The following is a 22749-nucleotide window of genomic DNA, read 5'->3' as shown; positions in this document are numbered from 1 at the left end:
GGTGCCCCCGAGACCGTGAATGGCCGGCAATTGTTACTCCGTTCGGTCCATTTTCCATTGGCCTTCTCGGGCGTATTCGTCGTGCCGCCGAAACCGCTGGAGGCACACGAATGGCCGAACGGACGACGACGGCGTCGTTCCCGGGGGCGGCCGCACTGCGGCAGACCGGACGGCTCTACGGACTCGGCCTCGACGTCGTCCGGCTGACCTTCCGGCGCCCGTTCCAGGTGCGCGAGCTGATCCAGCAGTTCTGGTTCATCGCGAGCGTGTCGATCCTGCCGACGGCGCTGGTCTCGATCCCGTTCGGCGCGGTGATCGCGCTGCACATCGGGTCGCTGACCACGCAGATCGGCGCGCAGTCGTTCACCGGCGCGGCGAGCGTGCTCGCGATCATCCAGCAGGCCAGCCCGATCGTCACGGCGCTGCTGATCGCCGGCGCGGGCGGCAGCGCGATGTGCGCCGACCTCGGTTCCCGCACCATCCGCGAAGAGATCGACGCGATGGAGGTGCTCGGCGTCTCGCCGATCCAGCGCCTGATCGTGCCGCGGGTGCTCGCCGCGATGGGCGTCGCGATCTTCCTCAACGGCATGGTCAGCGTCGTCGGCGTGCTCGGCGGCTACTTCTTCAACGTGATCATGCAGCACGGCACCCCGGGCGCCTACCTGGCGAGCTTCTCGGCCCTGGCGCAGCTGCCCGACCTGTGGATCAGCGAGATCAAGGCGGTCATCTTCGGGTTCGTCGCCGGGGTGGTCGCCTCCTACCGCGGCCTCAACCCCAAGGGCGGCCCGAAGGGCGTCGGCGACGCGGTCAACCAGTCCGTCGTGATCACGTTCCTGCTGCTGTTCGTGCTGAACCTGATCCTCACCACCGTCTACCTGCAACTCGTGCCGCCCAAGGGGAGCTGAGAAGTGACGACCACGGACCTCCCGAGAGCGGCTCGGGTACGCGAGGCCGTCGACCGCCGGTTCGGCTTCCTCGACACCCTCGGCGACCAGATCCTCTTCTTCCTCCGCGCCATCGCGTGGACTCCGCGGGCCCTGCACCGCTACCTGCGCGAAGTCGTCCGCCTGCTGGCCGAGGTCAGCTTCGGCAGCGGCGCGCTGGCCGTCATCGGCGGCACGGTCGGCGTGATGATCGGGATGACCGTGGCCACCGGCACGGTCGTCGGCCTCCAGGGTTACTCCGCGCTCAACCAGGTCGGGACGTCGGCGTTCGCCGGGTTCGTCTCCGCCTACTTCAACACCCGCGAGGTCGCGCCGCTGGTCTCCGGGCTCGCACTGAGCGCCACGGTCGGCTGCGGCTTCACCGCCCAGCTCGGCGCGATGCGGATCTCCGAGGAGATCGACGCGCTGGAGGTGATGGGCATCCCCAGCGTCCCCTACCTGGTGACGACCAGGGTGATCGCCGGTTTCCTCGCCGTCATCCCGCTCTACGCGATCGGGCTGCTGTCGAGCTACCTCGCCTCGCGCCAGGTCACCGTGTGGTTCTTCGGCCAGTCCGCCGGCACCTACGACCACTACTTCCTGCTGTTCCTCCCGCCCGGCGACGTGCTGTGGTCCTTCGGGAAGGTGCTGGCGTTCAGCGTCGTGGTGGTGCTGGCGCACTGCTACTACGGCTTCCGCGCGAGCGGCGGGCCGGCCGGCGTCGGCGTCGCGGTGGGCCGCGCGGTGCGCACCGCGATCGTCGCGATCAGCGTCCTCGACTTCTTCCTCTCCCTCGCGATCTGGGGCGCGACGACGACCGTGCAGGTGGCCGGATGAGCCGGGAAACCCGCCGCAAGGCCGGGATCCGCACCGCGGGCGTGCTGTTCCTCGTGGTGATGGGTGCGCTGGTGACGCTCTCGATCAAGGTCTACGACAAGGACTTCGTCACCACGGTCCCGGTCACGCTCAAGGCGAGCCGGATCGGCAACCAGCTCTCCCCCGGCGGCCAGGTCAAGGCCCGTGGCGTGCTCGTCGGCGAGATCCGCGGCGTCCGGGCGACACCGCAGGGCGCCGAGATAGCGCTTGCTCTGGAACCGGGCAAGGTGGACATGCTGCCCCGCAACGTCTCCGCGCTGCTCGTGCCGAAGACGCTGTTCGGCGAGCGGTACGTCCAGCTGTCCATCCCGGACGGCGAGCGCGCCCCGCACCTGGTCGCCGGCGACGTCATCGAGCAGGACCACTCGGCGAACGCGGTCGAGCTGGAACGGGTCTTCGGCAACCTGCTGCCGGTGCTGCAGGCGGTCCAGCCCCAGAAGCTGGCCACGACGCTGACCGCGGTTTCCACGGCGCTGGAGGGACGCGGCGAGCAGCTCGGCAAGACCATCGGCACCGCCGCGGACTACCTCGAGCAGTTCAACCCCGACCTCCCGCAGCTGACCTCGGACGTCCGGGACCTCGCCTCGGTTTCCCGGCTCTACGGCGACATCGCGCCCGACCTGCTGGACGCGCTCACCGACTCCGCCGTCACGCTCAACACGGTCAAGGAGAAGCAGGCCGACCTCGCCGGGGTGTACCAGCAGGTGACGTCGTCGTCCCAGCAGGTCGCCGCGTTCCTGGCCCGCAACCGGGACAACCTCATCTCCCTGGCCGCCGACAGCCGCGCGCCGCTGGAGGTCGCGGCGAAGTACTCCCCCAGCTTCGCCTGCACGATCGGCTCGCTCAACGCACTGAGGAAATCCATGGACAAGGTGCTCGGCGCGGGCACGGACGAGCCGGGCTTCCACGCCGAAGTCTCGGTGACCGCCAACAGCGGCAAGTACCTGCCCGGCCGGGACGACCCGCGCTTCACCGACAGCGGCGAGCCCCGCTGCTACCCCTCCGGCGTCGCCCCCACCGCCGGCACCGCGGCCGCGGCCCCCGGCACCACCGGGCACCCGCTTCTGACCGGCGGCCAGGGCGATCTCGGTGTCGCCAACTCGCCGCAGGAGGAGCAGCTGCTGTCCACCCTGGTCGCGCCGTCGATCGGGGTGCCCACCGGCGAGGTCCCGGCCTGGAGCAGCGTGCTCGTCGGCCCGCTCTACCGCGGCACGGAGGTGACGCTCAAGTGAGGAACATCGCCGCCCCGCTGGTCAAGAGCCTCGTCTTCATCGCCGTCACGGCGCTGGCGACGGCCCTGCTGGCCATCTCGATCACCAACGCCGGTGTCGGCGCCACCGAGCGCTACACGGCCAAGTTCCTCGACGCCACCGCGCTCAACGTCGGCGACGACGTGCGCATTTCCGGGGTCCGCGTCGGCCAGGTGGAGTCCCTGGAGATCGGCGACCGCAACCGCGCGGTGGTCGGGTTCTCCCTCGACCAGGGCCGCCGGCTCCCCGCCGACGTGCACGCGGTCATCAAGTACCGCAACATGGTCGGCCAGCGGTACGTCGCGCTGGAGCGCGGGACCACCGGCACCCGGGACCAGCTGCCCCAGGGCGGCGAGATCCCGCTGGACCGCACGACCCCCGCGCTGGACCTCACCGACCTGTTCAACGGCTTCAAGCCGCTGTTCCAGGCGCTGTCGCCCAACGACGTCAACGAGCTCTCCGGCGAGATCGTCCAGGTGCTGCAGGGCGAAGGCGGCACCGTCGAGAGCCTGCTGCAGCACACCGGCTCGCTGACCACCACCCTCGCCTCGCGCGACAAGGTGATCGGCGAGGTGATCGGCAACCTCAACGACGTGCTCAAGACGGTCAACGGCAAGGGTGACGCGCTCGCGAACCTGGTGTCCACCCTGCGGCAGCTGGTGTCCGGCCTGGCCGGTGACCGCGCCGCGATCGGCGACGCCATCAGCGGGATCGGCGCGCTGACCGAGTCCACCGCCGGCCTGTTCGAGCAGGCCCGGCCGCCGCTGAAGGACAGCATCGCCGGACTGAAGGGCGTCGCGGGCACGCTGGCCCAGAACCAGTCCGATGTGGACAGTTTCTTGACGAACCTGCCGGTGAAGTTCAACGAGATCGCCCGGACCGCGTCCTACGGCTCGTGGATGAACTTCTTCCTCTGCCGCGCCACGCTCGAAACCACGCCCCAGCGCGGCGTGTTCGTCCCCACGCAGAGGTGCGAATCGTGAAGTCCTTCAAGGAGCGCAACCCGATCGTCCTCGGCGTGATCGGCAGCGTCGCGCTGGCCGCGCTGCTGACCGTGACGTTCAACTACGACAACCTGCCGATCGTCGGCGGCGGCACCACCTACGAGGCCGAGTTCTCCGAGGCCGCGGGCCTGCAGCCGGACGACGAGGTGCGGATCGCCGGCATCAAGGTCGGCGAGGTCCGCGACGTCCGGCTGGCCGACGACCACGTCCTGGTCTTCTTCCGGGTCAAGAACGCCTGGGTCGGCGACCGCACGTCGGCCGAGATCAAGATCAAGACGTTGCTGGGCCGCAAGTTCCTCGCGCTCAACCCGACCGGTGACGCCGTCCAGAACCCGGACCAGCCGATCCCGCGGGCCCGGACCGTCACGCCCTACGACGTCACCGACGCCTTCAACGGCCTCGCCGACACCGTGGGCGCGATCGACACCAAGCAGCTCGCGGACAGCTTCACCACGTTGTCGGACACCTTCCGCAACTCCCCCGAGCACGTCCGCAGCGCGCTCGACGGCCTGTCCCGGCTGTCCAAGACGGTCTCCAGCCGCGACAGCCAGATCGCCGACCTGCTGGCCAACGCCCGGAAGCTGACCACGACGCTGGCGAACTCCAACGACGACTTCGAAAAGCTGATCGGCGACGGCAACCTGCTGCTCACCGAGCTCAACAGCCGCCGGGACGCGATCCGCGAGCTGCTGACCGGCTCGGCGCGGCTGGGCGAGCAGCTCAGCGGGCTGGTGCGGGACAACACCGACGCGCTCAAGCCCGCCCTGCAGTCGCTCGGCCAGGTCACCGACCTGCTCAAGCGGCAGAACGACAACCTCACCAGGGGTCTGCAGCTGGCCGGCCCGTACTTCCGGGTGCTCACCAACACGACCGGCAACGGCCGCTGGATCGACGCCTACCTCTGCGGGCTGCTGCCCGAGAACCACGACCCCTGCACCCCGCCGAAGAACCCGGGAGGGGCGAAGTGAGCGCGTTGACCACCACCCGCGCCGGCGTCCTGGCGAGCCGTTTCGTCGCCGCCGCGCTGCTGCTCGCCCTCGTCGTCTCCGCGGCGCTGTGGTGGGTGTTCTCCGGCTCCGGCCAGCACCACGTCACGGCCTTCTTCACCCGCGCGGTCGGCGTCTACCCCGGCTCGGACGTCCGCGTGCTCGGCGTCCGGATCGGCCAGGTGGACAAGGTCACCCCGCGCGGTGACCGGGTGCAGGTCGACCTGAGCGTCGACGGCTCGGTCGGCGTCGCCGAGGACACCACGCTGCTGGTGATCGCCCCCAGCGTCGTCGCCGACCGGTACCTGCAGTTCGCCAAGCCGGCCCGCGGCGGGCCGCGGCTGCCGGACGGCGCGACGATCCCGGTCCAGCGCACGGCCACCCCGGTGGAGCTCGACCAGCTCTACGCCAGCCTGGACACGATTTCGAAGGCGCTCGGCCCGGACGGCGCCAACGCACAGGGCGCGCTCTCGGACCTGCTGAAGACCGGCGCGCAGAACCTGCAGGGCAACGGCCGCGCGTTCAACGACAGCGTCCGCAACTTCGCCCAGCTGGCCCGCACGCTGGCCGGCAACTCGAGCGACCTGTTCGGCACGGTCGGCGAGCTGCAGCAGTTCACCACCATGCTGGCCACCAACGACAGCCAGGTGAACAACGTCAACCAGCAGCTGGCGCAGATCTCCGGCACGCTGGCCGCCAACAGCGGCGACCTGGCCAAGGCGCTCGAGGGCCTCGGTCGCGCGCTGGCCGACGTCCAGGGGTTCATCCGCGACAACCGCGGCGCGCTCAAGGCCAACGTGGACAACTTGGTGACGACCACGCAGACCCTCGTCGAGCAGCGCGCGGCGCTGGCCGAGACGCTCGACGACGTCCCGCTCGCGGTGTCCAACGTGCTCGACGCGGTCGACCCGGCCACCGGGCAGCTGCGGGGCCGCGGCAACTTCGACTACTACCTCCAGCCGCTGCCGCTGCCGGTCACCGGCGACGTGTACACGAACGGAGGCAGGCGGTGAAGCGGATCGTCGCGACCGTGGCCGTCGGGTGCCTGACCCTCGCGGGCTGCTCCTCAGGCGAGTTCAAGGGCGTCTACGACCTGCCCCTGCCGGGCGGCGCGGACGTCGGCGACCACCCGTACTCGGTGACCGTGCAGTTCGCCGACGTGCTCGACCTGGTGCCGCAGGCCGCGGTGAAGGTCGGGGACGTCCCGGTCGGGCGGGTGCAGGAAGTCCGGCTGGGCGGGGACGGCTGGACGGCCGAAACGGTGCTGAAGGTCAACGGCGACGTCGTGCTGCCCGCCAACGCGGTCGCGCGGCTGCGCCAGTCCAGCCTGCTGGGCGAGAAGTTCGTCGAACTGGCCGCGCCGGACGGCGACCCGAAACCCGCGGGCACCGGGCGGCTGGCGAACGGCGCCACGATCACCCTGGACCGCACCAACCGCAACCCCGAGTTCGAAGAGATCTTCGGCGCCCTTTCCCTGCTGCTCAACGGCGGCGGCATCGGGCAGCTGCAGACGATCAACCGTGAACTGTCGAAGGTGATGAACGGCAACGAAGACCAGATCCGGTCGTTCCTGTCCGGGGTGGACACCCTGGTGACCGACCTGGACGCGCACCGCTCCGACATCACCGAGGCGCTCGACGGGCTGAACCGGCTCTCGGCCACCCTGGCGAACCGCCACGAGCAGGTCTCCGGCGCGCTGACCGACCTGACGCCGGGGCTGCGAACGCTCACCGACCAGCGCACGCAGCTGGTGTCGATGCTGCAGGCGCTGGACCGGCTCGGGACGGTCGCCACCGACGTCGTCGACCGCACGCGCGACGACATGGTCGCCGACCTCCGTGCGCTCGCCCCGATCCTGGGGCAGCTGGCCGCGGCCGGGCAGGACCTGCCGCAGTCGCTGCAGATGCTGCCGACGTTCCCGTTCCCGGACTCGGTGCTCGGCGCGGTCAAGGGCGACTACGTCAACTCCTACGTCTCGATGATCCCGGCACCCGGCGTGCCGCTGCCCCCGCCCGGCGAAGGTGTCCCGCCGGGCCTGCCGACGCTCCCGCTGCCGAGCAGCGGGACCCGGGTCTCCGGAGGCAGCTGATGCTGAGCCGCAGAGTCCGTGTCCAGGTCGTCCTGTTCGTGGTGATCGCGCTGGCCACGACCGCGTTCGTCGGCGCGAACTACGCCGGGCTGGGCCGGTTGTTCGGGTCCGGCAGCTACACGGTGAAGCTCGAGCTCGCCGAAGGCGGCGGCCTGTTCACCAACGGCGAGGTGACCTACCGCGGCGTCGCCGTCGGCCGGGTCGGCGAGCTGCGGCTCACCGTCACCGGGATGGAGGCGGACCTGCTCATCGACGACGCCGCCCCGCCGATCCCGGCGGACTCGCGGGCGGTGGTGGCGAACCGCTCGGCGGTCGGCGAGCAGTACGTCGACCTGCAGCCGCGCACGGCCGACGCGCCCTACCTCGGCGGCGGCTCGGTGATCCGCCGCGAGTCGACGACGCTGCCGCTGCCGGTGAACAGCCTGCTGACCGACCTGGACTCGTTCACCGCGTCGGTGCCGACCCAGGACCTGCGCACGGTGGTGGACGAGCTCGACGACGCCCTGCGCGGCAGCGGCCCGGACCTGCAGACGCTGATGGACTCGGCGACGACGTTCACCCAGGAGGCGAGCAACCACCTGCCGCAGACGTCGAAGCTGATCGACGACGGCGCGACGGTGCTGCGCACGCAGCTCGGCTCGTCGGCGGAGTGGCGCTCGTTCAGCAGCAACGCCCGCGTCTTCGCCCAGCAGCTGGCGAACTCCGACGGCGACCTGCGGCGGCTGATCGCGGCCGCCCCGCCGGCGGCGTCGGAGCTCAGCGGGCTGCTCGAGGAGAACGATCCCGGCCTGCCGATCCTGCTGGCCAACCTGCTGACGACGTCCCGGGTGTTCGCCACCCGCACCGCGGCGGAACAGCAGTTCCTGGCCGACACCCCGAAGGCGGTGGCGGCGGTCGGCTCGGCGCTGAACGACTCGGGGAGCGCACTGCGGCTGGGGCTGTCGCTGAACTTCAACGACCCGCCGCCGTGCCTGGCGGGCTACGAGAAGACCCCGCACCGGCCGAGCAGCGACCTGTCGCCGCTGCCGTTCAACACGGACTCGGCCTGCACGCTGCCCTACGGCAGCGAGAGCTCGGTGCGCGGCGCGCAGAACGCCCCGCACCCGCCGGTGCCGGCCCCGGCGGTACCGGGCGGCGTGACGAGCCCGCTGGCCCTGGGCACCCAGGCGACGGCGACGAGCCTCGAGGAGATGCTGTGGCTGCGGTGAGGGTGATCCCGGTGGCACTGGCGGCAGCGGCGGCGGTGTTCGCGGGCTGGTCGGGCTATTCGTGGTACGCGGCGGCCCACGCCTCCTCGGTGACGTACGGGGCGGCGCGCGACGAAGCACTGGCGACCGGCCGCACGCTGGTGGCCGAGCTGAACACCCTGGACTACCACGACGTCGAGGGCGGCCTCGGCAAGTGGCTGTCGGCCTCGACGGGCCCCCTGCACGACCAGCTGGCCCGGACGGACGAGACCACGAAGAAGACGCTGTCGGCGAACGCGACGGTGGCCACGGGCCGCGTGGTGGACGCGGCCCTGAGCGAACTGGACGAGCACGCGGGCACGGCGAAGATGCTGGCCTCGGTGGAGATCACGATGGCCAAGCAGGGAACGGCCCCGGCGGTGAAGCGCAACCGCTTCGCGGCAGCGCTCAGCCGGACGCCGGACGGGTGGAAACTCAGCGCGCTGGACCAGCTGCCGGTGGGGGCCCGATGAGCCGCACGGTGGGTGCCGCCGGGCCCGTTGACGCGAACACGGCCGAGGGTGCCGCTGGCGAGGAGACTCGCGCGGCTGCGGGCGGGCCCGCCGCCGCCACCGCCGACGCCACCACGGGCAACGCGACCACCGACAACACCCCCGCCACCACCAACGAACGCACCGCTCTCGGCGGCTCTGCCGCCAAGAGCAACACCGCCACCGAGCGCGAGGCGGCCGAGCCCGAAGCCGCCGAGGCCGAAGCCGCCGAGCCCGGTACCACCCCCGCCGAAGCCCGCCCCGCCTGGCGTCGTCTTCCCGTGCTCCTCCTCGCCGCCGCCGTCCTCCTCACCGGCGCCGGCGTCTGGTTCACCCTCGAAGCCCGCTCCGCCGCCGCCAACCCCGCCGCGGCGAACCGCGCTCTCACCGATGTTGCGGCCACCGCCGATGTCACCTCCGCGGTCACCCTCGCCGTCAACCGGATCTTCTCCTATTCCTACGACCGGACCGACGTCACCGAAAAGGCGGCCGCCGCCGTGTTGCGTGGGTCGGCCAAGGATTCCTACGACAAGCTCTTCGCCGAAGTCAGGCGCAAAGCTCCGGAACAGAAACTCGTGCTCACTTCGCGCGTTTCGGCCATCGCGGTCCAAGAACTCGAAAATGGTCACGCGCGGTTACTCGTCTTTCTCGACCAATCCGCCGTCCGTGCCGACAACAATGCGATCGACAGCGCCGCGGCTCAGCTTTCCGTGACCGCGGAGCACACCAACGGCGGCTGGGTCGTCACCGAACTCGAGCCCCGCTGAGGCGGTCCACCGCACTACCGCACGTCACCGTTTCCGGGAGCACCCGGAAACGGCCGGGAAAACGCAAAAGGAGGACAACCATGTCCGTGGCAACGCAGCTGAAGAGACTGGCCGTGCTCACGTCGGCGACGGCCGTCGTGCTCGGTGGGGTGGCCGTGACGCCGGCTTCGGCCGACATCATCGAGATCCCCGTGTCCTACAGCGTCGCCGGCACCACCACGGTGAAGAAGACCGGCAGCACCATGAAACTCGGCCCCGGCTCGCTCCAGGGCAACCTCATCATCGACGACCAGACCGGCTCGGTCGGCCTCAAGGCGGACCTGACGCTGCCGCCGTCGCAGGCCGACATCTCCCTGGTCTCCGGCCTGTTCCGGATCAAGGCCAAGGTCAAGGTGATCCCGCTCGGCCCGGCCACCGGCACCATCGCCGACGGCACGCTGACCACGCACGCCAAGGCCAACATGGAGATCTCCGACATCTGGGTCGGGCTGCTCGCGCCGGTGATCCCGCTGCCGACCGTGCCCGGCGCCTGCCGGACGAAGACCCCGGTGGAGCTGAACCTGGTCGCCCCGGACATCGACATCACCGCGCCGAAGATCACCGTCGGCGCCACGTACACGATTCCGGAGTTCAGCAACTGCTTCATCGCCGACCTCGCGCTCGGCGCCCTGGTTTCCGGGCCGGGCAACACCATTTCGCTCGATCTGACCGCTCCGCAGAGCTGACCCACCGGGTGGCGGGCGCCCCGCCCGCCACCCGTCCGCTCAGCAGGGCGCGTTGATGTCTTCCTTGACCACGAAACTGTCGTTCTCGCCCGCGGAGATGGCGAAGACCGGCCCGCACGTGGCCGGGCTCGACTCCCCGACGAGGTTCGAGCCCCACACGACGATGTCGCCGTTGGCCTTGACCGCCAGGTTGTGGTTGGACCCGGCGTCGATGCCCACGACGTCCGAGAGGGCTTCCGGGGGAACGGTCGTCTGCCCGTAGTTGTTGCGGCCCCACGCGTAGACGCGGCCGTCCTTCAGCGCCAGGCTGTGCTGGGCCCCGGCGGACACCGCGGTGACCCCCGAGGACAGCCCCGCCGGCACGGTCGCCTGACCGTAGGCGTTGTTCCCCCACGCCAGCACGCCGCCGTTCTTGATCACCAGGTTGTGGTCGGCGCCGGCGGCGATCGCGGTCACGCCGGACTGAGCGGCCGCCGGCACGTCGGTCCGGCTGCCCCAGCTCACCACCTGGCCGTTCTGCTTGAGCGCCAGGCTGTGCATATAGGACGTCGAGATCGCGGTGACACCGCTGGTCACCGCGGCGGGCAGGTCGGTCTGGCCGTACCAGTCGTTGCCCCAGGCCAGGACCTGGCCGTTCTTGAGCGCGAGTTCGTGCCCCCAGCCCGACGCGATCTGACCGACCCCGGACAGCGCCGCGGCGGGCACTTCGTTGGCGCCCCAGTTGTTCGCGCCCCACGCGAGGACAGCCCCGCCCTTCAACGCGAGCACGCTCGTCGTGCCCGCCGACACGGCGGTGACCCCGGACAGCGCCTCGGCGGGGGGAACGGTGACGGCGAAGTCCTGCTTCCCCCACGCGATCACCCCGCCGGCGGTGGCCGCCGACGCCGGCGACGTGCACAGCGACAGGGCCAGTGCCGCCGAGACCGTCAATGCGGCTCCCCTGACCGATACCCGTTCACAACGTGAAGCAAGTGGCACGGTAGCCTCCTTTCTCCCGATTCCTTATCCGCGATTGCTTCGGCAAGATCGTGAATGGTAGACCGTTCCCGGCGCCGTTCCGCCACGCGATGGATCTTTGTCAAAATCCGATGAAACCACTGACGGTCCTGCGCGAGTACGAACAAGAAACCCGGACCACCCCGAAGCGGCGGACTGCCGATGCCGCAAAGTCTTGTTCCCTACTGAACCCGCGAGTAGCCTCATTCCCGGCAGATGGACCTCCACCTCGCACGTCGGTGAATTCGCGTCCCGCCGCTCGGGGCAATGGGGGCGGGCGAACGTGAGCGGCACAGCACGACGGCGAGCAATCGATCAGCCAAAGCCGAGACTGTACTGAATCAAAGGAGATGGGTATGTCCCGACTCAGCAGGCTGTCCGCCGGAATCACGACCACCGCTACCGCCGTCGGCGCCATCGCGGTGCTGACCGCGGGCACCGCGGCCGCCGCCACGGTCACCTACACCGCCGGTGGCACCACGCCCCTGACCTACACCTGCACCTTCCCGGGCGTCACGCCGCAGCCGGTCCTGGTGACCTCGCACCTGGACGCCGAGGACTCCGTCGCGGCAGGCGGCACCCTCACCCCGGCCAACGTGGGCGGCTCCGCGACGATCAGCGCCGGCGTGCACGCGCTGCTCACCGCGGTCGGCTACGACGGCATCCGCGGCACCGCCACGGTGCCGGTGACGGCGGCCTCGGGCACCCTGTCGCAGCCGGCGGCCACCGGGCTGAACATCCCGGAGACCATCTACCCGGCCGGCGGCCCGATCACGGTGAACATCTCGCAGGTCGCGACCTCGAGCGTGCCGAGCTACACGGCGCCGGCGACGGCGGGCACCGACACGCTGTCGATGGGCACCACGGTCACCGCGGCCCTCGAGTTCCACAAGAAGGCCAACAACACCTGGACGCCGTGGTCGATGAGCTGCACGCTCAAGGTCACCAACCCGGCGCAGAACACCGCGTTCAGCCCGAGCATCACCGTCAGCTGACGCCGGATCCCGGTGCGGGCGCCCTCACGCGAGGGGCCCGCACCGGGATTGGCGTCTTTTTCCGGACCACCGAACACACAGGGAAACCGATGCCACGTCGACTCCGGCCCCGCTCCGTCACGGTGACCGCGCTGGCGGCCGCCGGCCTGCTGTCCGCGGCGAACGGCGCACTGACCGGGGTCGGCTCGGCCGCCCCCGCCCCCGCGGCCCCACCGGAGAAGGCGGCGACGGCGTCGGTCTCGGTGACCTGTCCCTTCGCCGATCCGCTCGGCTCGCGCAAGCTCACCGTCGAAACGTCGGCGACCCTGCCCACCCAGGCGAAGACGGGCACCTCGGCGACGATCGGCAGGTATTCCGCGCAGTTCAGCCTTCCTCGCGACGTCGCGCTGTCGCTCCTGCCCGCCGGTGCCACCACCGGTTCGCTGCAGGGCGCGGTGCAGCTCGCCCTCACCGTGCACCAGGGCGAGCGCTCGGACCAGATCCCGGTGCCGTTGACCGTGGCGCCGACGCCCCTGCCGGAGACCGGCGACGTCACCCTCACCGCGACCGGCGCCGTGCCGGAGATCGCGATCAACACCGTCGGCGCCGTCACCTTCGACGTCACCGCGCCGAAGCTCGCGCTGGCCGCCGTCCCCGCGCCGGGCGCGACCGCCACGCCCGCACCCGAGGCCGCCCCGGCGCAGCCGATCGCGTGCACGCTCGATCCCGACCAGCAGACGACGCTGGGCACGGTCCTCGTCCTGCCGACGGCGAAGCCGGGTGCCGAGCAGAAGGCCGCGCTCGGCGCGAAGGCCGCTCTGGACGACGAACCGCCGCCGCCGAACGAGTACACCGTGCCGCTCGGCCTGATCACGATCATGACGAAGTCGACCGTCGCCCGGCTGGGCGCGACGGTCACCGCGGACCCGGCCTTCCTGCTCAACGCGTTCTTCACGGTGGACATCGACACCGCCGCGTCCCGGGTCTCCGGGGCGGCGATCTTCAAGCCGGCGACCACCTCGTTCCTCGGCTTCGGGTTCGTGCCGGTGACCGCGACGGTCGAGTTCCTGCCGCTCGACTACAAGAACAGCAAGATGATCGAGGTCGGCGGCGGCCTGTTCACCGGCGACGACGGCTTCACGTACCTGCGCACCGAACTGAAGGTGATGGGCAAGCTGAGCGGCGCGAAGATCAACGGCGTCCCGCTCGACGTCGGCCCCGACTGCGTGACGAGCGAGCCGGTGTCGCTCGAGATCACCGGTCCCTACGACCCGTTCACCACCGGCCACGTCCGCACCGACCCGGAGAAGGGCTTCTACCTGCCCCCGTTCCGCGGCTGCGGCGCCGACGGCCAGGACCTGACCCCGCTGCTCAGCGGGATGAGCACGGGCTGGGGCAACCAGGCCTTCATCGACACCTACAACCTGAACGGGTGCACCGAGCCCGACCACACCAACTGCCCGCCCGACACCCTGCCGCCCATCCCGGGCTCGGCGGCGGCGGCGAAGAAGGCGGCCGCGAAACCGAGGTAGCCGAGTGCCTCCCCTGACAGGCAATCAACTAGACCCATTCACTGGTTGTTTCTGCTATGTCAATTCCAAGGCATACAACCTCATAGTGCCCATGCTCGTCGAAACCGATTCGATAATGATGCAAATCAGCATCTCTCACGCCGGGCATCCATTCATTGTCTGGGGCAATATTCCGATACCAGCCCCTGCCGAGCATTCGCTCTTTGAGTTGCGAATCGACGACCTCGATCAACGCAAACGCGAAATCTTCCGAATTGGATTCGAAATAGGCGATTTTGGATTCGATGAATCGATACTCGAACACTTCGGCGAACGTCAGCCTGGTCGTCGGCCCCGGACCGGTCCCGCTCCACGCAGCACAGGGGAACTCCATGGTCAGGGTGGGCAGGCTGCCCGCTCGAGCGGCAACGGTGATCCGAGGAGCGGGTGTGTACCGAGTGCGTGTTTCATCGCCTCCGACGCGTCGGTGAGTCATGGCGCCTCCCTGGCGTGTAGATCCTGCCTGGCCGCTGCAATTCGCCGCATACCCCCGTCAGCCACATTCTCTACCCGAAACAGAACAGGCCGAACAACCGACGAACCATTGACAGGGCAACGGGCAGGAAACCGGCCAAATCGCCCCGGACGGCGGCGCCGGAGCCAAATCCCTTACTGATTAGTCCACTGTGGACGCGACCCACCGGACCGCTGCGACGGCAGCAGCTCGCTCACCGGGTACCGCAGCGGCAGCGGAGCCGCGCCGGCCCGCAGGGCCAGCTCCATCTCGAACCGCGCCGCCGGGTCGCGCAGGCTGTCCCCGAACGTCGCCTGCAGCTGGCGCATGCGGTAGCGGACCGTCTGCGGGTGCACCCCGAGGCGTTCGGCGATCTCCACCACGTTGCCCTGGCTGTCCAGCCACGCCCGCAGCGTCTCCAGCAGCCGTTCCTGCTGCTTGCCCGTCATGTCCGCCAGCGGCGCGAACAACCGGTGCCGCAGCGTGCCGACCAGGCCCGTGTCCGAGTTGACCAGCAGTGTCGCCAGGTGCTCCTCCGCGCGCAGGACCGGGCGGGCCGCCAGGACGCCGCGGTCGGCCAGCTGCAGGGCGTTGCGGGCCCAGCGCAGGGAATCCGCGACCGACGCCAGCGCGACGCACGGCCCGATCGACAGGCGGCAGTCCGGCAGCGCCACCTGCAGCGCCGCCAGGCGGGCGCCGCTCAGCTCGCCGGGGACCACCAGTTTCGGGTCGGGGGTGTCGAGTTCGGCGAGGACGTCCGCGTCGAGGCCGGCGTGGCGGCGGGCCGGGGCGACGCCGCCCGCCGGGCTCACCGCCACCGGGGTCGCGTCGGACGGGACCGGCCAGCCGATCAGCTGGGCCAGCTCGGCAATCGCTTTCGGGGACGCCGGCGGCGTCTCCAGGATCAGGTGGAGCAGCTTGCGGCGCCACGTGTCCAGCGCGCCCGCCGTGCGCGCCTTCGCCTCCAGGTAGCCGTCGAGGGCCACCGACGCGAGCTCGTCCATGAACGCCAGCATCGCGTCGGCCAGCTGCGACATCACCGCCGACGAAAGGCCGCTGCGCCGCCCGACGCGCATGATGCGCCGCCACGACACGCGCGCGCCGACGCGGTAGGCCGACTGCAGCGTGTCGAGGCTGCGGCCTTCGCGCATTTCGTTCTGCCCCAGGCGGTGGTGCACCTCGTGGGACTGCTCCTTCGACACGGTCGGGTCGGCGATCTGCGCGACGAACAGCGTGATCGCGTATTCGACACCGGCCCGGATGGACTTGCCGTACGGCCCGTCGAGCGGACGCGCGTACGCCGGGATCGTCGCGCGGATTTCTTCGACGATTTCAGCAGCGAGACTGGCCAGTTCCGGCCGCAGGATGTCGGCCAGCTTGCGCGGTAGAGCGGCGGTGGGCGGCGGCGCAGCGTGATCGAATCCGCGCTCCACCGACATCGCAGCTCCTTTGCTCCGCCCCGGGACACCGGTCGCAGGTACCTCGCGGCCGGGCACCCCGCGCCTGTTGCGGGATGACAACCGACACATCGAAAAACTAACGCCAAACGTGTCACACCCGTGAAGGAAAACCGATTATTTGTCATCGCGGTGACAAATTCCCGCGGCTCGGCTGCCGTCGGCTGACAAGCGTCCCGCCGACTGCCCGCTGTCGTGCCTGCGAACGGACGAACCTTCAACGAGCGGTGCGCGGCGGGGTTACGCGGCATCTTGTATCGTGTTGTTGATACAAGACGAGGAGGATCCGCATGCCGTGGGACAACGTGCTCGGGGTCGCCGTGATCACGGGCCTGGCCGGCCTGGCCATCCTGATCGTGCTCTGGCCGGGGAAGAAGCACGGTAAGCGCTTGCTGGAGCGCTGGGGCGTGGCCGAGCCGGACGCCGCCGAGGTCGAGCTGGCCGTCCGCTACCTCAAGCGGCGCCGGCTCTGGTACCCGTGGCTGTTCCTCGCGATCCCGCCGCTGCTCGGCGACGGCGGCACGGGCACGATCCTGGCGACGCTGCTGCTGGGCGGCCTGATCGCCGAGCTGCTGGCCCAGCGCCCGGCCCGGGGCCCGCGCCGCGAAGCCGAGCTGGCGCCGCGGACGCTGCTCGGGATCGTCCCGGCGTGGATCCTGGTGCTGGGCGGGCTGGCGGCCGCCGGATCGCTGCTGCACCTGGGCCTGACGGCGCAGTGGAAGCTGCTGGCGGTGGCGGCGGGCACGGCACTGGTCAGCGCGGCGATCACGCTGCTGGCGGTGCGCCGCCCGGCGGTGGGAGCGGCGCGGGCCGACCTGGCGCTGCGCTGCCGCAGCGCACGGGTGGCGGTCGGGCTGGGCATCGGCGCGTGCACGGCGGTCGGCTGGCCGGTGGGTGACTTCGGTTCGTTCCTGGCGGTCGTGGCGGGCCTGACGGCGTTCCTGGCGGTGACGGCCCCGGCGAAGCGCCTGCCGGCGGCGGCGTGAAGATCGTCGTCGACACCGAGAACGGCGTCCCACCTTGGCGCCAGGTCCACGACCAGGTGATCCGCGCGGCGACGACGGGGGCGCTGCCGGAGGGGACGAGGCTGCCCCCGATCCGCCAGCTGGCGCGCGACCTGGGCCTGGCATCGGGAACGGTGGCGAGGGCGTACCGCGAGCTGGAGACGGCGGGCTGGGTGGCGACGGCCCGCGCCCGCGGCACGGTGGTGACGATCCCGTCCGGCCGTCCGGACCGCGAAGCCCTGCTGGCGGCCGCCGCCGCGGAGTTCGCGGCCCAGGCGCGTGACCTCGGCGCGGACCTGGCGAACGCGCTGAAGGCCGTCCGCGAGGCCTACAAGGAATAGCGGGTCAGTGCGGGCTTTTTCCGCGGCGACGCCACGCCGACACCGCACCGGTGGCCGTCGAGCCGCCGACCAGCAAGCCGGCTGCCGCAACCGGCGAAACCAGAGCCAGTGCCACTACGGCTCCGGCCACGATGGCCAAGCCCAGTACCGCCCACCGGACCAGCCGGATTGCGTTGCGGGTGCGGGTGTCGTCGTCGAGCAGGTAGCCGACGACACCGTGGGGATGCGGAGGTTCACCGGACAGCTGCACCGGCGCTTTGGCCATCAGTAGTACCTCCACCACGTCAGGGACCCGGATTTCTTCGAATCACGACGCAGCCGCCAGACACCGCGCAGGGTGCTCAGTGCCAGACGTACTTGAGCCCATCGACCATCCCCTCGGCCTGCCATCACCTGCAGATTGGCCCGGAACTCGTCGGCGTATCCGTCTCGTTCACCCCGGGGCAGCAGAGCGACGGCCCAGCTGGTCAATCGCCGCGACATCGCACATGCCGGCGTCTGCTCGAGATACGAACAGGCCCGACACGACTGCGGGTCCTCCTGGAGGGTCAGAAGTACGGCAGCGCACTTCGGGCACTCGAACCTGTACACCCGGCTCCCGGAGAGCGGCAGCTTGTCGTCAGTCATCCCGGACATCCCGAAGCAGGCAGTCGCCACCCATCACACACCACCCTGCAGGCCGGGCCGCAACCGGCCGAGCGCCTGCGCGGATGCTTGGGCACGATGCAGTGCCGCCTTCACCTCGCTGAGGCTGTTGGGCTCGAGCCGGTAGTAGCGGCGACGCGGACGCCCCAGCTCGCTCGGATCGATGTCCTCCAGCTCATAGGCCAGCCAGCCCACCTTCTCCAAGCGCGCCAGGATCGGGTAGATCGTCCCGCTGGGCAGACCCGTCTCGGCACACAGCTCCAAGCCGTACATGCGTCGCGCGGGATCGGCCAGCAAGGCCATCAAGACCAGCTGGATGGACAGCGTCATCCTCGGCGGAGCCATAGTTGCACTCTACAAAGGGGGCTATGTAGAGAACAAGTCCACTGAACGGCTACGGTTGCTACTGCGCTCGGAGCAGCCGGCCGATCGCCGCGATCACCGGCTCCAGGACCTCGACCTCGCGCGGTGTGCCCACGCACTCGGTGATCCCCGCCCCGACCACCTCGAACCGGGCCAGCGCGTCCAGCTCCGCCACCAGCCGCTCGATCGTCCAGCCTCCCGGCTCCGGGTAGTTCAGCCCCGCGAACTCGCCCGGGTCCAGCACGTCCAGGTCCACGTGCACGTACAGCTTCTCCACGCCCGTCAAGGCGGCCACCGACGTCACCGCCAGCCCGCGCGCCAAAGCCGCTTCTTCGTCCGGGTCGAACACCCGCGTCCCGGGCAGCGCCACGTTCCCGGGCGAGAGGGCCGGCGCCGCCGCGAACTCCGGGTCGCCCTCTCCCAGCAGCGATCGCAGCACCATCCCGTGGAACGCCCCCGACGGCGACGAATCCACGGTGTTCAGGTCCGCGTGGGCGTCGAACCACACGACACCCAGCCCGGGCCCGTGGCGGAAGCGGGCCACGCCGATCGGGACCAGCTCGACGCCGCAGTCGCCGCCGATCGTCAGCACCGGGCCGCCCGGGGCCTCCAGTGCGGCCAGCTGGGCCGCGCGATTCGCGCCGGTCAGCACCGCTCGGGACGCGATTCCCCTGTCCACTTCGGACACCGAGCGGGTCTGCCGGACGTGGTGCACGGGCCGGCCGAGCACGTGCCCGGCCAGCTCCGCGAGCGCCACGCAGCCGTCCGGCAGTTCCGCCGCGCGCGGCCCGGCCGCGCCCTGCCGTTGCGGTACCGCGTTGATCAGCATCCGGCGAGCGTATCGCTCATTCCAGGACCAGCAGAAGGTCACCGCCCTCGACCTGCTGCACCGACGTGATCGCCAGCCTGCCCACCTTGCCGCCGGTCGACGCGGTGATCGAGGCCTCCATCTTCATCGCCTCGATCGTCGCGACCGTCGCGCCGGCCTCGACCGTGTCACCCTCGGCGACCTGCAGCGTCACCACGCCCGCGAACGGCGCCGCGACCTGCTTCGGGTTGCCCTTCTCGGCCTTCTCCGTCGCCGGGATGTCCGAGGCGATCGAGCGGTCGCGGATCTGGATCGGCCGCAGCTGGCCGTTCAGCGTCGACATCACCGTGCGGACGCCGCGCTCGTCGGCCTCGCCGATCGCCTCCAGCTCGATGAGCAGCCGGACACCCGGTTCGAGGTCGACCGGGTACTCCTCGCCCGGACGCAGGCCGTAGAAGAAGTCCTTGCTGGGCAGCACCGACGTGTCGCCGTAGGCCTCCCGGTGCGCCTCGAACTCCTTCGTCGGGCCGGGGAACAGCAGCCGGTTGAGCGTCCGGCGCGGCTCCGAAGCCAGCGCGGCACGGTCCTCTTCGGACAGTTCGACGACCGGCTTCGCCGCCGCGCGCCCTTCGAGGGCCTTGGTGCGGAACGGCTCCGGCCAGCCGCCCGGCGGGTCGCCGAGCTCGCCGCGCAGGAAGCCGATCACCGAGTCGGGGATGTCGAACTTGTTCGGCTCCGCCTCGAAGTCGGCCGGCGAGACGCCCGCGCCGACCAGGTGCAGCGCGAGGTCGCCGACGACCTTGGACGACGGCGTCACCTTCACCAGGTGGCCGAGGATCTTGTCCGCCGCCGCGTACATGGCCTCGATGTCCTCGAACCGGTCGCCGAGGCCCAGCGCGATGGCCTGCGTGCGCAGGTTCGACAGCTGCCCGCCGGGGATCTCGTGGTCGTAGACGCGCCCGGTCGGCGACGCGAGCCCGGCCTCGAAGGGCGCGTAGATCTTGCGCACGCTCTCCCAGTACGGCTCCAGGTCGCCGATCGCCCGCAGGTCCAGCCCGGTGGTCCGGGCCGAGTGGTCGGTGGCCGCCACGATCGAGGACAGCGACGGCTGCGACGTCGTGCCCGCCATCGACGACACCGCGCCGTCGACGGCGTCCGCGCCCGCGTTGATCGCCGCGAGGTAGGTGGCCAGCTGGCCGCCCGCGGTGTCGTGGGTGTGGATGTGCACCGGCAGGTCGAACTCCTTGCGCAGCGCGGTGACCAGCTTGGTCGCCGCGGGCGCGCGCAGCAGCCCGGCCATGTCCTTGATCGCCAGGACGTGCGCCCCGGCGCCGACGATCTGCTCGGCCAGCTTGAGGTAGTAGTCGAGCGTGTAGAGCTTCTCGCCCGGGTCCGACAGGTCCGAGGTGTAGCAGAGCGCGACCTCGGCGACGGCCGTCCCGGTCTCGCGCACGGCTTCGATGGCCGGGCGCATCTGCTCGACGTCGTTGAGCGCGTCGAAGATCCGGAAGATGTCGATGCCGGTCTTCGTGGCTTCCTGGACGAAGGCGGTCGTCACCTCGGTGGGGTACGGCGTGTACCCGACGGTGTTGCGCCCGCGCAGCAGCATCTGCAGGCAGATGTTCGGCACGGCTTCGCGCAGCGCGGCCAGCCGCTCCCACGGGTCCTCGGCGAGGAACCGCAGGGCGACGTCGTAAGTGGCGCCGCCCCAGCACTCCAGCGACAGCAGCTGCGGCAGCGTGTTCGCGACGACCGGCGCCACCGCGAGGAGGTCCTTGGTGCGGACGCGGGTGGCGAGCAGCGACTGGTGCGCGTCGCGGAACGTCGTGTCGGTGACGCCGATGTGCGGCGACTTCCGCAGCCATTCGGCGAACGCGGCCGGGCCCAGCTCGACGAGCTTCTGCTTCGAACCCGGCGCCGGCTCGGCGTCCTTCGGCAGCTTCGGAAGCTTGACGGTGGCGTCCGGGGTCTTCGGGCGCTCGCCGTGCGGCTTGTTGACCGTCTGGTCGGCGAGGTAGGTCAGCAGCCGCGTGCCGCGGTCGGCGGACTGCCGCGCGGTGAGCAGCTGCGGGCGCTGTTCGATGAACGACGTCGTGACGCGGCCGGCGCGGAAGTCCGGGTCGTCGAGGACGGCCTGCAGGAACGGGATGTTCGTCGCGACGCCGCGGATCCGGAACTCCGCGACGGCCCGGCGCGCGCGCCCGACGGCGGTCTTGAAGTCGCGGCCGCGGCAGGTGAGCTTGACCAGCAGCGAGTCGAAGTGCGCGCTGATCTCGGTGCCGGAGAAGGCGGTGCCGCCGTCGAGCCGGATGCCGGAGCCGCCCGGCGAGCGGTAGGCGGAGATCATGCCGGTGTCCGGGCGGAAGCCGTTGGCCGGGTCTTCGGTGGTGATGCGGCACTGGAGAGCGGCGCCGCGCAGGTAGATCTTGTCCTGGGAGAGCCCGAGGTCGGCGAGCGTTTCCCCGGAGGCGATCCGCAGCTGCGACTGCACGAGGTCGACGTCGGTGACCTCTTCGGTGACCGTGTGCTCGACCTGGATGCGCGGGTTCATCTCGATGAAGACGTGGTTGCCGTGCTTGTCGAGCAGGAACTCGACGGTGCCGGCGTTGCGGTAGCCGATCTGCCGGGCGAACTTGACGGCGTCGGCGCAGATGCGGTCGCGCAGCTCGGGGTCGAGGTTCGGCGCCGGCGCGAGCTCGACGACCTTCTGGTGGCGCCGCTGCACGGAGCAGTCGCGCTCGAAGAGGTGGATGACGTTGCCCTCGCCATCGGCGAGGATCTGCACCTCGATGTGCCGCGGCTCGACGACGGCCTTCTCGAGGAAGACGGTCGGGTCGCCGAAGGCGGACTCGGCCTCCCGCGCGGCGGCCTCGATGGACTCGCGCAGCACGGCGGGGTCCTCGACCCGCCGCATGCCCCGGCCACCACCACCGGCGACGGCCTTGACGAAGACGGGGAAGCCCAGCTCTTCGGCCGCGGCGACCAGGGCGTCGACGTCGCTGGACGGTTCGGAGGACCCGAGCACGGGAACACCGGCCTCGCGCGCGGCCTTGACCGCGCGAGCCTTGTTACCGGTGAGTTCGAGGATCTCGGCAGGCGGCCCGACGAAGGTGATGCCCGCTTCTTCGCAGGCGCGCGCGAGATCGGGGTTCTCCGAGAGGAAGCCGTAGCCGGGGTAGACGGCGTCGGCTTTGGCCTTCTTCGCGGCGGCGACGATCTCGTCGACCGAGAGGTAGGCGCGCACGGGGTGACCGGGTTCGCCGATCTCGTACGCCTCATCGGCCTTCAGCCGGTGCAGCGAGTTGCGGTCTTCGTGCGGAAACACGGCGACCGTCCCGGCGCCCAGCTCGTAGCCGGCGCGGAACGCCCGGATCGCGATCTCCCCGCGGTTGGCCACCAGAACCTTGCGGAACATGCCCGGTCCTTCCCTCTTGGATCGGTAAGTCAACGCACGTTACCCGGTTCTTCCCGCTCTGCGGGAGTTCGGTCCCGGGTGATGGACATCATGCGGACCAGGGGGTTCGCTGGTCACCCTTGGTGGCAGTCTTCGACGACACCTCGGCGCGCGGTGAGCCGGATGCGGTTGGGGCGCAGTTCGAGGGTGACCGCCTCGGTCGTCTCGTCGATGACCTGGACTTGGAAGCCGTCGCGTTCGCAGCGTTCGGTGGCGTCTTCGGTGTTCCGGCCGACCAGCTCGGCCAGGTCGAACGTGGGGTTGGCGGGGGACTGGCGGGAACCGGGGCATGGGGACCTCCTTGGGGGCCAGCTTTCCGGAGTCTCGGCTCCCCCGCCAGACGGC

General features: G+C 70.6%; 22 protein-coding genes. 15 read left to right on the top strand and 7 right to left on the bottom strand.

The window, feature by feature from the left end; translation table 11 throughout:
• Nucleotides 1-110: 110 nt before the first annotated feature.
• The 11 genes from ABZX11_RS03075 (at nt 111) to ABZX11_RS03025 (ending at nt 10337) form a co-directional block, all read left to right on the top strand.
• Entirely contained in the window at nt 111-905 is a 795-nt protein-coding gene (locus tag ABZX11_RS03075; protein WP_176172319.1) for an ABC transporter permease, read from the top strand.
• Nucleotides 906-908: 3 nt separating this feature from the next.
• Nucleotides 909-1760 carry an ABC transporter permease gene (locus ABZX11_RS03070; protein ID WP_176172320.1) on the top strand — a complete coding sequence of 284 codons (852 nt, stop codon included), beginning with the start codon at nt 909-911 and terminating at the stop codon, nt 1758-1760.
• Nucleotides 1757-3031, top strand: coding sequence for an MCE family protein (locus tag ABZX11_RS03065; RefSeq protein WP_354909375.1), 1275 nt, complete (start codon nt 1757-1759; stop codon nt 3029-3031). The genes ABZX11_RS03070 and ABZX11_RS03065 overlap by 4 nt, the downstream gene beginning before the upstream one ends.
• Complete coding sequence (locus ABZX11_RS03060) at nt 3028-4032, top strand: MCE family protein (RefSeq protein ID WP_176172322.1); 1005 nt, start codon at nt 3028-3030, stop codon at nt 4030-4032. Before ABZX11_RS03065 ends, ABZX11_RS03060 begins: the two co-directional genes overlap by 4 nt.
• Nucleotides 4029-5021, top strand: coding sequence for an MCE family protein (locus ABZX11_RS03055; protein ID WP_354909373.1), 993 nt, complete (start codon nt 4029-4031; stop codon nt 5019-5021). The genes ABZX11_RS03060 and ABZX11_RS03055 overlap by 4 nt, the downstream gene beginning before the upstream one ends.
• Complete coding sequence (locus tag ABZX11_RS03050) at nt 5018-6052, top strand: MCE family protein (protein WP_354909371.1); 1035 nt, start codon at nt 5018-5020, stop codon at nt 6050-6052. Before ABZX11_RS03055 ends, ABZX11_RS03050 begins: the two co-directional genes overlap by 4 nt.
• The gene (locus tag ABZX11_RS03045) at nt 6049-7128 is read left to right on the top strand and encodes an MCE family protein (protein WP_354909369.1); all 1080 of its coding nucleotides are present in this window, start codon (nt 6049-6051) and stop codon (nt 7126-7128) included. The genes ABZX11_RS03050 and ABZX11_RS03045 overlap by 4 nt, the downstream gene beginning before the upstream one ends.
• Complete coding sequence (locus ABZX11_RS03040; RefSeq protein WP_354909366.1) at nt 7128-8336, top strand: MlaD family protein; 1209 nt, start codon at nt 7128-7130, stop codon at nt 8334-8336. Before ABZX11_RS03045 ends, ABZX11_RS03040 begins: the two co-directional genes overlap by 1 nt.
• A complete protein-coding gene (locus tag ABZX11_RS03035; RefSeq protein ID WP_176172326.1) occupies nt 8324-8827 on the top strand; it encodes a hypothetical protein in 504 nt (167 codons plus the stop codon). The genes ABZX11_RS03040 and ABZX11_RS03035 overlap by 13 nt, the downstream gene beginning before the upstream one ends.
• Complete coding sequence (locus ABZX11_RS03030) at nt 8824-9612, top strand: hypothetical protein (RefSeq protein ID WP_354909364.1); 789 nt, start codon at nt 8824-8826, stop codon at nt 9610-9612. The genes ABZX11_RS03035 and ABZX11_RS03030 overlap by 4 nt, the downstream gene beginning before the upstream one ends.
• Nucleotides 9613-9692: 80 nt before the next feature.
• Nucleotides 9693-10337, top strand: a complete 645-nt coding sequence (locus ABZX11_RS03025; protein ID WP_176172327.1) for a hypothetical protein — start codon at nt 9693-9695, stop codon at nt 10335-10337.
• Nucleotides 10338-10376: 39 nt separating this feature from the next.
• Here ABZX11_RS03025 and ABZX11_RS03020 read toward each other — a convergent pair whose 3' ends face one another.
• Nucleotides 10377-11267 carry a hypothetical protein gene (locus tag ABZX11_RS03020; protein ID WP_354909361.1) on the bottom strand — a complete coding sequence of 297 codons (891 nt, stop codon included), beginning with the start codon at nt 11265-11267 and terminating at the stop codon, nt 10377-10379.
• Between the two features lie 422 nt (nt 11268-11689).
• On the opposite strand from ABZX11_RS03020, the gene ABZX11_RS03015 reads away from it, so the two are divergent.
• Both ABZX11_RS03015 and ABZX11_RS03010 read left to right on the top strand, forming a co-directional pair.
• Nucleotides 11690-12328 (top strand): DUF6801 domain-containing protein, encoded by a 639-nt coding sequence (locus ABZX11_RS03015; RefSeq protein WP_354909358.1) that lies wholly within the window; start codon nt 11690-11692, stop codon nt 12326-12328.
• Nucleotides 12329-12417: 89 nt separating this feature from the next.
• Nucleotides 12418-13839: a DUF6801 domain-containing protein gene (locus ABZX11_RS03010; RefSeq protein ID WP_354909356.1), complete on the top strand. Its 1422-nt coding sequence runs from the start codon at nt 12418-12420 to the stop codon at nt 13837-13839.
• A 28-nt stretch (nt 13840-13867) separates the two neighbouring features.
• Here ABZX11_RS03010 and ABZX11_RS03005 read toward each other — a convergent pair whose 3' ends face one another.
• Both ABZX11_RS03005 and ABZX11_RS03000 read right to left on the bottom strand, forming a co-directional pair.
• Nucleotides 13868-14314 carry a hypothetical protein gene (locus ABZX11_RS03005; RefSeq protein WP_354909353.1) on the bottom strand — a complete coding sequence of 149 codons (447 nt, stop codon included), beginning with the start codon at nt 14312-14314 and terminating at the stop codon, nt 13868-13870.
• Nucleotides 14315-14487: 173 nt separating this feature from the next.
• A complete protein-coding gene (locus tag ABZX11_RS03000; RefSeq protein ID WP_176172331.1) occupies nt 14488-15771 on the bottom strand; it encodes a PucR family transcriptional regulator in 1284 nt (427 codons plus the stop codon).
• A gap of 308 nt (nt 15772-16079) precedes the next feature.
• On the opposite strand from ABZX11_RS03000, the gene ABZX11_RS02995 reads away from it, so the two are divergent.
• Together ABZX11_RS02995 and ABZX11_RS02990 are read left to right on the top strand one after the other, a co-directional pair.
• Nucleotides 16080-16775, top strand: a complete 696-nt coding sequence (locus ABZX11_RS02995) for a hypothetical protein (protein ID WP_354909350.1) — start codon at nt 16080-16082, stop codon at nt 16773-16775.
• The gene (locus ABZX11_RS02990; RefSeq protein ID WP_354909348.1) at nt 16772-17134 is read left to right on the top strand and encodes a GntR family transcriptional regulator; all 363 of its coding nucleotides are present in this window, start codon (nt 16772-16774) and stop codon (nt 17132-17134) included. The genes ABZX11_RS02995 and ABZX11_RS02990 overlap by 4 nt, the downstream gene beginning before the upstream one ends.
• A 4-nt stretch (nt 17135-17138) precedes the next feature.
• Here the strand turns inward: ABZX11_RS02990 and ABZX11_RS02985 are convergent, their stop codons facing one another.
• From ABZX11_RS02985 to ABZX11_RS02970, 4 genes are all read right to left on the bottom strand, one after another.
• A complete protein-coding gene (locus ABZX11_RS02985; RefSeq protein WP_354909346.1) occupies nt 17139-17399 on the bottom strand; it encodes a hypothetical protein in 261 nt (86 codons plus the stop codon).
• 395 nt (nt 17400-17794) lie between these two features.
• Nucleotides 17795-18109 (bottom strand): helix-turn-helix transcriptional regulator, encoded by a 315-nt coding sequence (locus tag ABZX11_RS02980; RefSeq protein WP_354909344.1) that lies wholly within the window; start codon nt 18107-18109, stop codon nt 17795-17797.
• Between the two features lie 73 nt (nt 18110-18182).
• Complete coding sequence (locus ABZX11_RS02975; RefSeq protein WP_354909342.1) at nt 18183-18971, bottom strand: arginase family protein; 789 nt, start codon at nt 18969-18971, stop codon at nt 18183-18185.
• A 16-nt stretch (nt 18972-18987) separates the two neighbouring features.
• The gene (locus tag ABZX11_RS02970) at nt 18988-22365 is read right to left on the bottom strand and encodes a pyruvate carboxylase (RefSeq protein ID WP_354909339.1); all 3378 of its coding nucleotides are present in this window, start codon (nt 22363-22365) and stop codon (nt 18988-18990) included.
• Nucleotides 22366-22749: the final 384 nt, after the last annotated feature.

Origin of the sequence: Amycolatopsis sp. NPDC004169 (assembly GCF_040610315.1) — a bacterium.
GTDB lineage: Bacteria > Actinomycetota > Actinomycetes > Mycobacteriales > Pseudonocardiaceae > Amycolatopsis.
The sequence above is the reverse complement of the archived record's forward strand: the minus strand, read 5'-3'. Positions and strand labels throughout refer to the sequence as shown.

Coding starts and splice junctions, on each gene's coding strand:
- ABZX11_RS02975 (WP_354909342.1), bottom strand. CDS start 18,971: ATGCTGATCAACGCGGTACCGCAACGGCAGGGCGCGGCCGGGCCGCGC.
- ABZX11_RS02970 (WP_354909339.1), bottom strand. CDS start 22,365: ATGTTCCGCAAGGTTCTGGTGGCCAACCGCGGGGAGATCGCGATCCGG.
- ABZX11_RS03030 (WP_354909364.1), top strand. CDS start 8,824: ATGAGCCGCACGGTGGGTGCCGCCGGGCCCGTTGACGCGAACACGGCC.
- ABZX11_RS02995 (WP_354909350.1), top strand. CDS start 16,080: ATGCCGTGGGACAACGTGCTCGGGGTCGCCGTGATCACGGGCCTGGCC.
- ABZX11_RS03005 (WP_354909353.1), bottom strand. CDS start 14,314: ATGACTCACCGACGCGTCGGAGGCGATGAAACACGCACTCGGTACACA.
- ABZX11_RS03065 (WP_354909375.1), top strand. CDS start 1,757: ATGAGCCGGGAAACCCGCCGCAAGGCCGGGATCCGCACCGCGGGCGTG.
- ABZX11_RS03015 (WP_354909358.1), top strand. CDS start 11,690: ATGTCCCGACTCAGCAGGCTGTCCGCCGGAATCACGACCACCGCTACC.
- ABZX11_RS03025 (WP_176172327.1), top strand. CDS start 9,693: ATGTCCGTGGCAACGCAGCTGAAGAGACTGGCCGTGCTCACGTCGGCG.
- ABZX11_RS02980 (WP_354909344.1), bottom strand. CDS start 18,109: ATGACGCTGTCCATCCAGCTGGTCTTGATGGCCTTGCTGGCCGATCCC.
- ABZX11_RS03040 (WP_354909366.1), top strand. CDS start 7,128: ATGCTGAGCCGCAGAGTCCGTGTCCAGGTCGTCCTGTTCGTGGTGATC.
- ABZX11_RS03010 (WP_354909356.1), top strand. CDS start 12,418: ATGCCACGTCGACTCCGGCCCCGCTCCGTCACGGTGACCGCGCTGGCG.
- ABZX11_RS03000 (WP_176172331.1), bottom strand. CDS start 15,771: ATGTCGGTGGAGCGCGGATTCGATCACGCTGCGCCGCCGCCCACCGCC.
- ABZX11_RS03075 (WP_176172319.1), top strand. CDS start 111: ATGGCCGAACGGACGACGACGGCGTCGTTCCCGGGGGCGGCCGCACTG.
- ABZX11_RS02985 (WP_354909346.1), bottom strand. CDS start 17,399: ATGGCCAAAGCGCCGGTGCAGCTGTCCGGTGAACCTCCGCATCCCCAC.